This window comes from Azoarcus sp. DD4, assembly GCF_006496635.1.
GTDB lineage: Bacteria > Pseudomonadota > Gammaproteobacteria > Burkholderiales > Rhodocyclaceae > Azoarcus.
The window spans coordinates 3149766-3162120 of sequence record NZ_CP022958.1; the positions used below are offsets into that span (position 1 = coordinate 3149766).

Annotated in this window: 10 protein-coding genes; all 10 read left to right on the forward strand. The window is 68.4% G+C overall.

All coding sequences use genetic code 11. From position 1 onward, the window contains the following. Position 1 precedes the first annotated feature (1 nt). The 10 genes from CJ010_RS14540 to CJ010_RS14585 all read left to right on the forward strand — a co-directional run bounded on the left by CJ010_RS14540 (position 2) and on the right by CJ010_RS14585 (position 12293). On the forward strand, positions 2-676 hold the full coding sequence (locus CJ010_RS14540; protein WP_141018700.1) for a response regulator transcription factor: 675 nt from the start codon (positions 2-4) through the stop codon (positions 674-676). After that, entirely contained in the window at positions 673-2031 is a 1359-nt protein-coding gene (locus CJ010_RS14545; protein WP_141018701.1) for a sensor histidine kinase, read from the forward strand. The genes CJ010_RS14540 and CJ010_RS14545 overlap by 4 nt, the downstream gene beginning before the upstream one ends. A gap of 119 nt (positions 2032-2150) precedes the next feature. Continuing rightward, complete coding sequence (locus CJ010_RS14550) at positions 2151-3623, forward strand: diguanylate cyclase domain-containing protein (protein WP_141018702.1); 1473 nt, start codon at positions 2151-2153, stop codon at positions 3621-3623. Between the two features lie 141 nt (positions 3624-3764). After that, entirely contained in the window at positions 3765-5528 is a 1764-nt protein-coding gene (locus CJ010_RS14555) for a nitroreductase family protein (RefSeq protein ID WP_141018703.1), read from the forward strand. Positions 5529-5552: 24 nt separating this feature from the next. Beyond that, complete coding sequence (locus CJ010_RS14560; protein WP_141018704.1) at positions 5553-6392, forward strand: ankyrin repeat domain-containing protein; 840 nt, start codon at positions 5553-5555, stop codon at positions 6390-6392. Positions 6393-6399: 7 nt separating this feature from the next. After that, positions 6400-6729 (forward strand): hypothetical protein, encoded by a 330-nt coding sequence (locus CJ010_RS14565; protein WP_141018705.1) that lies wholly within the window; start codon positions 6400-6402, stop codon positions 6727-6729. A gap of 178 nt (positions 6730-6907) precedes the next feature. Then, positions 6908-7444, forward strand: a complete 537-nt coding sequence (locus CJ010_RS14570; protein WP_141018706.1) for a flavodoxin — start codon at positions 6908-6910, stop codon at positions 7442-7444. A 103-nt stretch (positions 7445-7547) separates the two neighbouring features. Next, positions 7548-8264 carry a DUF4336 domain-containing protein gene (locus tag CJ010_RS14575; protein ID WP_168224963.1) on the forward strand — a complete coding sequence of 239 codons (717 nt, stop codon included), beginning with the start codon at positions 7548-7550 and terminating at the stop codon, positions 8262-8264. Positions 8265-8434: 170 nt separating this feature from the next. Further along, positions 8435-11083, forward strand: a complete 2649-nt coding sequence (locus CJ010_RS14580; protein WP_141018708.1) for a chemotaxis protein CheW — start codon at positions 8435-8437, stop codon at positions 11081-11083. Between the two features lie 130 nt (positions 11084-11213). After that, complete coding sequence (locus CJ010_RS14585) at positions 11214-12293, forward strand: alpha/beta hydrolase (RefSeq protein ID WP_141018709.1); 1080 nt, start codon at positions 11214-11216, stop codon at positions 12291-12293. Positions 12294-12355: the final 62 nt, after the last annotated feature.

Genomic DNA, 12355 nt, shown 5'->3' on the forward strand with positions numbered 1-12355 from the left:
GATGCGTCTGCTGATCGCAGAAGACGACACGGCGCTGGGCGAGCAGTTGCGCCAGCGCCTGGTCGCCGAGGGCTACGCGGTGGATCTCGCCGCCAACGGCATCGACGCCGGCCACCTCGGCGCCACCGAGCCCTACGACGCGGTGGTCCTCGACCTCGGCCTGCCCGGCCGCGCCGGCCTGGACCTGCTGCGCGACTGGCGCACGGCCGCCAACCACGTCCCGGTGCTCATCCTTACCGCGCGTGACGGCTGGAGCGAGCGCGTCGCCGGCCTGCAGGCGGGCGCCGACGACTACCTCGGCAAGCCCTTCCATGTCGAAGAACTGCTCGCCCGCATCCAGGCACTGCTGCGCCGGGCAGCGCCGGTGCGCAGCCCCGAACTGCGCGTCGGCACGGCCCGACTGGACGAAGGCCGCCAGTGCCTGATCGAGGCGGACGGCAGCAGCCGTGCGCTCACCGCCACCGAATTCCGCATGCTGCGCTACTTTCTGCGCCACCCCGGCGAGGTCATCTCGAAAACGCGGCTGGCCGAACACGTCTACGACTACGACGGCGACCGCGACAGCAACGTGATCGAGGTCTACATCCGCCGCCTGCGCGTGCTGCTCGGCCAGGACTGCATCGAAACCCGGCGCGGCCAGGGCTACATATTCCACCCGCCGGTCGCCGCACCATGAAATCGCTGCGCAATCGCCTCAGTCTCGCGCTGTCGCTGGTGCTGATCGGCGCCGGCGCCCTGCTCGCCTTCGGCCTGCAGGACTTCCCACGCCGGCTGGTCGAGGACTACGTGCGCTCCCGCCTCGAACACGACGCCGATCTGCTCTACGCCCGCGTGCTGGACGCCGCCGATGCCGCCACCGCGGTCCAGGCAGCCACCGGCACTGTCTACCAGCTGCCGCTGTCCGGCCACTACTTCGTGGTCCGGCGCGGCGCCGAACTGCTCCGTTCGCGCTCGCTCTGGGACGAGGACTTGCAGTTGCCTGCGACGCTGCCCGCCGGCGAAGCAAGCTTCCGCCTGCCCGGCCCGGCCGGACAGACGCTGCTGGTACTCACCAAGCGCAGCGCGGACGAAACGGGCGTGCCGCCGCTCCTGGTCGCCGTCGCCGAGGACGTGTCGACGCTCGACGTCGCCATCGCGCGCTTTCGCACCGGCCTGCTGGCCGGGCTGTTCGCAGCGCTGCTGGTGCTGGTCGTAGTGCAGCGACGCCTGCTGATCCGCGGTCTCGCCCCGCTGGACGATGCGGTCGACGCCTGCCGCCGGCTGGAGCGCGGCGAAGACGTGGCGGTGGACACCCGCTCGCCGAGCGAGGTCCGGCCCATGCTCGACGCCGTCAACCGCCTGGCCCGCCACCAGGCCCAGCGCCTTGGCCGCATCCGCCACGCCGCCGGCAACCTGTCGCATGCGCTCAAGACGCCGCTCGCCGTGCTCGCCCAGCGAGCCGACAGCCTGCGCTCGCGTGGCGACCCGGCGCTCGCGGACGAACTCGACGCCCAGATCGCCACCATGCGCGACACCATAGAACGCGAACTGCGCCGCGCCCGGCTGGCCGGCGGCGGGCCACCGGGCGCCGGTTTCGATCTCCGGCCCCAACTGCAGGCGCTCGCCGATGCCGTCGGGCGGCTGCACGACGGCCGCGTCGCCATCGGCCTCGACCTGCCCGAGCGCTGGGATCCGCTCGACCGCGAGGACATGCTGGAACTCTTCGGCAACCTGCTCGACAACGCCTGCAAATGGGCGCGTGGCGAGCTGCGCCTGCGGGTGGCGCCGCGCGACGAGGCCAGCGATGCGCTGGTGTTTCGCGTCGAGGACGACGGCCCCGGCGTGCCCGACGACCTGCTCGGCCGGCTCGGCACCGCCGGCCTGCGTACCGACGAGAACCGGCCCGGCCACGGCATCGGCCTGGCCATCGTCGGCGACATCGTCAGCCAGTACGGCGGCACACTGCGCTTTTCCCGCAGCGCCAGCCTCGGTGGCCTGCAGGTGGACGGACGCCTGCCCTATCCGGGCGATCCGGACGCAATCCCGCGCTGACGGCGAGCGCGGCAAACCGCATGTGCCCGGCCGGCTGAAAGTGATATAACGACAGGCTTTCCAAACCGCCTGCCGCCGCATCCCGGCGCCCGGCCCCGACCCCGGAACACGCGATGGACATGAGCGCGCTTACCGCCTCCGAACACAACGTGAACTTCCGCGATCTCTTCCAGCTCGCGCCGATCTCCTTGTGGCTGGAAGATTTCTCGGCGATCAAGACCCTGTTCGACGAGTGGCGCAGCAAGGGCATTTCCGACATCGAAGCCTACTTCGCCGCCTACCCGGAACAGGTCGGCGCCTGCTCGGCCGGCATCCGCGTGCTCGACGTCAATCAGCGCACGCTGGAAATGTTCTGCGCCCGCGACCTCGCCCACCTCGTCGCCAACCTCGACAAGGTCTTCCGCGACGACATGCACCGCCAGCACGCCCACGACATGGCAGCCCTGTGGAACGGCAACGGCGGCTTTTCCAGCCAGTCGGTCAACTACGGCATCGACGGCCGCCGCATCGATGTGCGGGTGAACGCGCGCATCCTGCCGGGCCACGAGGACGACTGGAGCCGCGTCATGGTGTCGCTGGAAGACATCACCGACCACGTCCGGGCCCAGCGCGGACTGAAGTTCTCCGAGCAGTACGCGCGCGGCCTGTTCGAGCATTCGCCGGTATCGCTGTGGGTGGAGAACTTCAGCGGCGTGCGTCACCTCATCGAAGGCGTGCGCGACGCCGGCATCTCGGACTTCCGCGTTTTTCTCAACGTGCATCCGGAATTCATCACCCGCTGCATGCAGGAGATCCAGGTCATCGACGTGAACCGGCAGACGCTCAAGCTGTTCGGTGCGCGCAGCAAGGATGAACTCTTCGGCAACCTCGACCGCGTCTTCCGCGACGAGATGCGCGAACACTTCATGGAGCAGCTGATCGACCTGTGGAACGGCAAGCTCTTCCACCAGCGCGAAACGGTGAACTACTCGCTCGCCGGCAACGAGGTGAATGTCTTCCTGCAGTTCTCGGTACTGCCCGGCCATGAAGACAGCTGGGACCGCGTCCTGATCGCGCTGACCGACATCACCGCGCGCAAGAAGGCCGAAGCCTACCTGGAATTCCTCGGCCGCCATGACGCCCTCACCAAGCTCTACAACCGCGCCTACTACGACGAGGAACTGATGCGCCTCGGCCGCAAGGGGCCATTCCCGGTCAGCGTGATCGTGGCCGACCTCAACGGCCTCAAGCTGGTGAACGACGGCCTCGGCCACGCCGCCGGCGACGCACTGCTGCGGCGCGCCGGCGAGGTACTGAAGAAGGCGGTGGGCGACGAGGTTTGCAGCGCACGCATCGGCGGCGACGAATTCGCCGTGCTGCTGCCCGGCTGCGACGCGCACAGCGCCGAAGAAGTCGTCGAGCGCATCCTCGCGGTCACCGTGCTCAATAACCAGTTCTATACCGGCACCGCACTCAGCTTCTCGCTCGGCATCGGCACCTGCACCCAGGGCGAACCCTTGTCCAAGGCCATCCACGCCGCCGACGCGCAGATGTACGCCGTCAAGCGCGAGTTCTACCTCGGCGAGGGCAAGGACCGCCGCAGCACAGACTGACGACCGCGGACCGCGCCTGTCGGAAAATCGACAAGGCCCGGCCCGTCGTCGCAATACACGCGACACTGCGCGCCGGATCGGCGCAAAACCCTTGCCGCGCCGGCGCCTTCGGGCTGGTATCAGATTTGCAACGGGCGAGGCATGAACCTCGCTGCCCAACGCCCGCCCCATACCGACGCCCCCGCCGACCGCCCGCCAGCGCAGGCGAGCACCGGCGGCATCGAACTATCGCCCGCCCTCGTCGTCCGCCTTTACCACCGCCGCACCAAGCACCGCTTCCAGGCCTATGCGGTGGGTCCGGGCGTGCTCGACTGGGATGCCCAGCCCGCTGCGTTCCGCCACTATGAAGGGGCCAGCGCCGTCGCGCTGCCGCTGATCGACGAGCTCGACGCCGACGCGCCGCTGCGCCAGGCGCTGGTGTCGCCCTTCGCCTCGCTGCCGCTTCCTCCCCCGGCCCAGCCGGTCGGGCTTGCCAGTCTGGGCGCCCTGTTCCAGTTATCACTTGGCGTCACGGCGTGGAAGACGCTGGGTCCGGACCGCTGGGCGGTCCGCGCCAACCCGTCCAGCGGCAACCTGCATCCGGTCGAAGCCTGGATCGTCAGCCACGCCGTGCCGGGCCTCGCCGATGGCGTGCACCACTACCGGCCGGAAGACCACGCCCTCGAATGCCGCGCCTCGGACCGGGCCGCCGCGCCCGGCAGCGCACCGCGCCTGCAGATCGCACTGTCCAGCGCCATGTGGCGCGAAGCCTGGAAGTACGGCGAACGCGCCTTCCGCTACTGCCAGCTCGACGTCGGCCACGCCGTCGGCGCCTTGCGCTACGCCTGCGCGATGCTCGGCTGGCGCATGCTCGAACAGCGCCAGATCGGCACCGCCAGCCTCGCCGGCCGCCTGGGCCTGGACCGCAGCGCGGACTTCCCTGCACGCAAGTACCCCGAGACCGAGCTCGAGGAGGCCGAAATCCTCTTCACCCTGGAACCGCTGGACGCGCCCGCTTCGCCGGCGCTGCTGCCGGCCGCGCTGCGCGCCGATACCGCCGCGGCGCAGTGGCACGGCACCGCCAGCATGCTCGACCCGCGGCCGATGTTCCGCTGGCCCATCATCGGCGAAGTCGCCGTCGCCACCCGCCGTGCCGACGACGACGCCCCCCGTCAGTCGCGCCTGCAGTCCGTGCCCTGCTCGCGCCCGGTGGCGACGCCGGGCGGCGAGCGCGGCGGGGCAGAACTGGTGCTCGGCCGCCGCAGCGCGCAGCGCTTCACCCCGGAATACGTGATGCCGCGCAGCCACTTCGCCAGCCTGCTGCGCGCCCTCGAGCCGCGTGCCGGCCTGCCCTGGGACGCGCTGCAGGAGCACAGGCGCATCACCCCGGTACTCTTCATCCACCGCGTGGAGGGCATGGAACCCGGCCTCTACGTCTATAGCCGCGACAGCGCCGCAGCCGCGCCGCTGCTGGCGCGCCTGCAGCAGCCCTTCTCGCCGCGCCGCGTAGACAAGCTGGGCGAGGACATCGACCTGCGCTTCCTGCAGGGATTCGAGCCGGTTCAGCTGCACCGGCTGGCGCGCAGCCTGCACTGCCACCAGGACATCGCCTCCACCGCCTGCCTCGCGCTTGGCATGATCGCGCCCTTCGACGGCGTCATCGCCGAGGACGCCGCAGCCTACCGCGACCTCTACCGCGAAGCCGGCCTGCTCGGCCAGGTCCTCTACCTGCAGGCCGAGGCGCTCGGCCTGCGCGGCACCGGCATCGGCTGCTTCTTCGACGACCCGGTGCACGAATTGCTGGGCCTGGACGGCGAAGTGTTCCAGACGCTCTACCACTTCACCATCGGCAAGGCGGTGGACGATCGGCGCATCGAATCCACCCCCGCCTATGCCAAGCGCCCCACCCCCGGCAGCGCCGGCTGAACGCCCATCGACGAGACCGCGACCATGACGCAGACCGCCTCCCCCTCCCCGGTCACCAGCCGCAGCGACCGCCGCATCTCCGCTGACGACGCCGCCGACCTCTACCTGCGCCACCGCGACGGCATCCTGCCGGCGCTGGCAGTGTTCGACGTGCGCGACCCGGCCCGCTACGGCACCAGCCGCATCCCCGGCGCCGACCATCTCACCGAGTCGGGCTTCATGGGTGTGGCGCGCCGCCTGCCCAAGACCACTCCTGTGCTGGTCTATTGCTACCACGGCAACGCCAGCCAGACTTACGCGCAGATGTTTGCCGACTTCCGCTTCGCCGAGGTCTACAGCGTCGATGGCGGCTATGAGGTGTTCGCCGCAGCACTCGCCAAACTGGAGGCGAGCCGCAGCGGCGCCCCGCGGCACAGCGTCGCGCCCAGCCCTGCGCTGACGGAGTTCCTGGCACATCACGGCTTCGACGCGGACGACCTCGACGCCACCCGCGAACACGGCCTCACGCCGCTGATGCGCGCCTCGCTCGAAGGCCGCGCCGACATCGTCGAAGAGCTGCTGGCCCATGGCGTGTCGATCGCCCGTCGCAACATGGACGGCAACAACGCGTTGTGGCTGGCCTGCGTGTCGAGCAATGCCCAGGTGGTACGCCAACTCGTCGCCGCCGGCATCGACGTCGACAACCGCAACGACATGGGTGCCACCTGCCTGATGTACACCGCTTCGGCCGGCAAGGCCGACATGGTGGCACTGCTCCTCGAATGCGGTGCCGATCCGTCCATCCCCAACTTCGACGATGCGCGCGCGGTGGACCTGGCCGCCACGCTCGCATGCCTCAAGCTGCTCCGCCACACCGCCCGCTGAGGCTCCCATGCCCACCACCAGACAGCCCGTCAAGTACCGCTCGCTGCTCGCCCTGCTCGACGCCCTGGCCGAGCTGATCGACAACGGCCGACTCGCCGTAAGCGACGGCTGGCACGACAACGAACAGGCAATCCGCTTCCATCAGCCCGGCGAACCCAAGCTCGGTGCCTACGTCTTCATCTACGGTCAGGCCCAGGGCCACTACGGCGTGGAACTCGACTTTCCCGAACTCGCCGACATCGCCACCGCCAACGTGCCGCTGTACCGGGAAGACCTCAGCCTGGAGCAACTGCTCACCGTGATCCGCACCCATTTCAACCTGCCGGGGTACGCATGAGCGCTTCCGCCCGGCCGCCCGAAGGCTGCGCTCCCTCACTCCGGAAGAATGTCGCGCAGCGACACGAGGGTAGTCCGATGAAGCGCCGCCTCCCGTCCTGTCCACCGGTCCGCACGCGCGCCTGTCCGGGCAACGCGTAGCGGACCCAGTCTTTCCCTGAAACGCAACGGAGCACACCATGGCAAAAATCGGCATCTTCTTCGGCAGCGACACCGGCCGCACCCGCAAGGTCGCGAAGTACATCGCCAAGCAGCTGGGCGAACTGGCCGCCGACCCGGTCAATGTGAACAAGGCCACGGTCGACGACTTCCTGTCCTACGACGCACTCATCATCGGCACCCCGACGCTGGGCGAAGGCGAACTGCCCGGCATCGAGTCCGGCGCGCAGAACGAAAGCTGGGCCGAATTCCTGCCGCAGCTCGACGGCGCCGACATGAGCGGCAAGGTGGTCGCCATCTACGGTCTCGGCGACCAGGACAAGTACGGCAACGAATTCTGCGATGCGATGAGCTTCCTCTACGACACCGTCACCACCTGCGGCGCCACCGTGGTCGGCCCCTGGCCCACCGAAGGCTACGACTTCAAGGTCTCGCAAGCGGTCATCGACGGCCAGTTCGTCGGCCTCGCCCTCGATAACGACAACCAGGCCAATCTCACCGACGAGCGTGTGAACACCTGGCTGGAGCAGATCAAGCCGGCGCTGCTCGCGGCCTGAGTCAGCCCTCGAACCACCGGCGCAGCCCCCACCCGCGGGCTGCGCCGCCATTTCGCAGCGCGTTATCATGCCCCCATCGAGGATATCCCGGATGGATTGCGCCATGACTGACCGCAGCGCCAGCTGGAGCCCTGCCAGCGAATTCCGCCTCACCCGCCTGGCCGACGACATCTGGATCGCCCGCCAGCCGCTGGTGTTCTACGGTTTTCGCATGACGACGTGCATGACCGTGTGCCGGCTCGGCAACGGTACGCTCTGGGTGCATTCGCCGATCGCGCCGACGCCCGAACTGCTCGCCGAACTCGCGCCGCTCGGCAGCGTGCGCCACATCGTCGCCCCCAATCGCCTGCATCACCTCCACGCGCTGGACTTCCTCGCCGCAAGTCCGGGCGCCACGCTATACGTCGCCCCCGGCCTTGCGGACAAGAACCCCGCCTTCGCCAGCCATCCACCGGTTCCACCGCGCGCGGCGCCGTGGGCTGCGGATATCGACTCGGTGTTCATCGAGGGCAACAGCGAACTCAACGAAACCGTATTTTTCCACCAGCCCAGCCGCAGCCTCGTCATCACCGACCTCGCGGTGCACATCGGCCCGTGGGACTCCTTCGGGACGCGAACCTACGCACGGCTGAACGGCTTCTACGACCGCTTCGGCCTATCCTTCCTGCTCAAGCGCTTCTTCCGCGACCGCGACGCGGCACGGGCCTCGCTGCAACGCGTCCTTGCCTGGGACTTCGAGCGTATCGTGCCTGCACACGGACCGGTGATCGCGGCCGACGCCCGCAGCCGCCTCGAGTCCGCCTTCGCCTGGCTACGCTAGGCTCTTCGACCGAACCGCCAACGGCACATGCCCGCCAGCCAGATCGCGGACACGGGCGGAGCAACACCCACCCCGTCAGCGCGCGCCTGTCGCAGCTTTGCCCCGCCGACCGTGCGCCCGGTTCTTGCTTTCCTCGAACACACACCTCCCACGCCAGGACACAGCGTGCAATGACCACCTACAAAGGCATAGAGATCGACTCCCGTCTTTGCCCGCTCATCCGTCACATGGCGCATGTCGAGGAATACCGCGAAATGCTGCAGCGCCTGCAGGCCGTATGGGACAACCTCGCCCTGCTGGGCCAGCTCTCGGGCATTGCCACCGACATGAACAGTACCCGCCAGGCGTTTTCCCAACTGACGGCTACCCTGCTCGACAACCTGGGCATGGAAACCCGCCGCAAGGTCGTGCTCGAAATGAGGTCTCGCGCGCAGGTCGCGGTGGACATCCTGGTGCGCAACCTCTTCGAACGCACCGCCGACATCGGCTTCCTGGCAATCGATGACGAGTTGCGCCGCTACGCCGGCAAAGCCTCGTCACCCCAGGGGGCAGACCCTGCCGAGCACGCTGCCATCGTCGAACGCTTCCAGGCCTACGTCGAGAAGTACTCCGTCTACCACGACATCGTGCTGCTCGACACCGGCGGCCGGGTGCTCGCCCGTCTCGACCAGACACAGGCGCTCGAACACTCCAACGATCCGCTGGTGGACGAAGCGCTGCGGACAACCGCGCCCTATGTCGAACACTTCCGCGTTTCCGACCTGCAGGCGGGTGGCGCACCGGTGCTGGCCTACGCCTACCGTATCGAGAACGCCGGCGGTGACACCCCGCTCGGCGTGCTCTGCCTGTGCTTCCGCTTCGAGGACGAGATGCGTGGCATCTTTGCCAACCTGCTGCGAACCGGCGACTGGTACCTGCTGAGCCTGCTCGACGCCGACGGCATCTGCATCGCGAGTTCCGACCCACTGCAGCTACCGGTCGGCACCCGTGTCGAAATGGTGCTGGATGCCGACTGTCGGATCGTCCGCCTCGGCGGACGCGAATATCTCGCCACCTCGGCCAACACCCGCGGCTATCAGGGCTACCTCGGGCCCGGCTGGCTCGCCCACGTGATGGTGCCGCTCGAACACGCCTTCGGCCGCGATGCCGGCGACCGCCTGGCCCGCGTGCCACCGGCGACGCTCCACGGCGTGATGCACAGCCCGACGCTCTTCTCGGACGAGCTCCAGCGCATCCCGGATCGTGCCGATCTCATCCAGCGCGAACTCAACCGCTCGGTGTGGAACGGCAGCGTCAGGCAAGGCAAGGGCGGCAACACCATGAACAGCACCTTCTCCAAAGTGCTGCTCGGCGAGATCGGCAACACCGGCGTACAGACCCGCGACGTGTTCGCCCGCTCCATCGGCAACCTGCACGAAACGGTGGTGTCGTCCATCTTGGGCGACTGCGAATTCCAGGCCGCGCTGGCCATCGACATCATGGACCGCAACCTGTACGAGCGGGCCAACGACTGCCGCTGGTGGGCGCTCAACCCGGTGTTCCGCGAAGCGCTCGGCGACGACGCGCCCGACGCCGCCCACGGCAGCGCCATGGCCGCGACGCTGGCGCAGATCAACGCGCTCTACACGGTGTACGACAAACTCGTCGTGTTCGATCGCCGCGGCCGCATCGTCGCCGTCTCCAGCGAGCGCTGCCAGCACCTGGTCGGCCTGACCCTGGGCGACGAATGGGCACGGCGCACGCTGGCGCTGGACAACCTGCGCCACTACGTGGTGTCGCCCTTCGAAGCGACGCCGCTCTACGATGGCCGCCCCACCTACATCTACGCCGCCCCGATTCCGGCAGCGGGGGCCGCACTGCGTGTGGTAGGCGGCATCGCCATCGTGTTCGATGCCGAGCCGCAGTTTCGCGCCATGCTGTGCGACGCCATCGCCCACGACGCACCGGCTGCCGGCGACGCATCGACGCCCTTCGCCGCCTTCGTCGACGACAAGGGCAAAGTCGTGGCCTGCAGCGACCACACCCTTGTGCCGGGCGATATGCTGGAAGCGGACGGCGCGCTGCTCGCGCTCGCACCGGGCGCCACCTACTCCAGCATCGTCGTGCGCAACCGAGCCTACTACGCGGTCGGATCGCGGATGTCGTCCGGCTACCGCGAATACAAGGGCCCGGACGACGCCTACCGCAACGACGTGGCGGCGCTCGTCTTCATGCCGCTCGGCGCCGAGATCACCACAGGATCGGGTGCCACAGCCCCCGTCGACCGCATCCGCGCGCCCCATCGCCACGCCGCGGACGACGGTGCCGAGACCATGGAGATCGCCAGCTTCCTCATCGGCGAGGAATGGCTGGGCATTCCCTGTCGCGACGTCGTGGAAGCCGTCGGCCTGGAGCACGTCACCACGGTTCCCGGCATGCCGGACCACGTCCGCGGCGTGATGATGTTCCACGGCAACCCTGTGCCGGTGTTCGATCTGCGTAACGAGCTGCGCTTCGGCAAACCGGCAGATCCCGACACCTACCGGCAGATCGTCATCGTGCGCGCATCGGACGACAGCGTGTTCGGCATCCTCGTCCACGCACTTGCGGAAACGCCGGAAATCCCCCTGCACCTGATCGACCCGATCGCCAACCTCTTTCCCGGCCAGGCGGTGCTGGCCGAAAGCGTGGCGCGGCCGGACCCCTCGCATGGCCGCAACGGCATCCTGGTGATTCTCTCGGCGCATCGCATCCGCGACCGCCTGCAGCGACAGGGCGATGCCATCACGCAGGCCGCGCGCGCGCTGCCGCTGGACGGAGAACGTCTGGTCCTCGGATGAGGCGTCGGCCGGCGCGCGCCGGCATTCCCCTGCTGTTCGTTGTGGCGCCTCGATGCATATGGTCTAGATTCAAGCGTATCCCCGTCATCGACGGGGTTGTTTGTCATCCAGGACCAAACGGGGGGAGATCATGTTCTTCGTCACCAACCGCGAAATCGTCGCCGGGGAGACCGGCATGGGCCAACTCGGTACCACACCCAACAGCAAGGGGCCCAACGAACTGCGCCTGGTCGAGGCGGTCAAGAGCGGGCGAAGCTGGTCGGTCAGCGTGCTGCCCGATGTCGTCACGCCGGACATGCGCAGCAGCGCAGGCATTGCGCCCTCGGACCAACCGGTTTATGCCAGCGCCTACGTCGCCCGCGTGCTGCTCGAGCGCATCCGCAAGGAAAAGAAGAACCTGCTGTTCTTCGTTCATGGCTTCAACAACGACGTCAAGGCGGTGCTGGAACGCGCCAACAGCCTGCAGCAGCTCTATGGCGTGGAGGTGCTGGCTTTCTCCTGGCCCGCCAATGGCGGCGGACTCAGCGGGGTGGCGAGCTACAAGAGCGACCAGCGCGACGCGCGCGCCTCGGTCGGCGCCTTCGACCGCTGCCTCGGCCGCATCGGTGAACTGCTCGCCGAGCTGACGGTACAGGAGGGCATCCGCCTGCAGGAAGAAGCCCGCCTGCGCCACCCCGACGACGCCGAGAAGCGCGAAGCCTTCTTCGCCCGCCTGCAGGAGAAGCACTGCCCCTTCACCGTGAACATGATGCTGCACAGCATGGGCAACTACCTCTACAAGCACACCCTGCTCTCGACCGCGAGCTACGCCGACCGGCTCGTGTTCGACAACATCGTGCTGCTGGCGGCCGACACCAACAACCTCGACCACGCGCAATGGGTGGACCGCATTCCCTGCCGCAAATCGGTGTACATCACCATCAACGAGAACGACGGCGCCCTGCGCGCCTCGCGCATGAAGACCGGCGAGCAGCAGCAGGCCCGGCTCGGCCACTACCGCCACCGGCTGGACGCGCGCCAGGCGCTGTACGTGGATTTCACCGGCGCGCCGCAGGTAGGCAGCAGCCATGCCTACTTCGAGGACGACACGGTGCGTCTCAAGACCGCGGTCGCCCGCCAGTTCTTCCAGCGCGCCTTCAACGGGGAACGCGCCGAAGACGGCCTGCCCTTCGATCCGGCCACCCACATGTACCGTATCCCCGGTGCCTGACTGAGCGCCGCGGGTCGGCGGGTGTGCTAGCGTAGCGCCTCGATCAATTCCGCCGGGGGCAC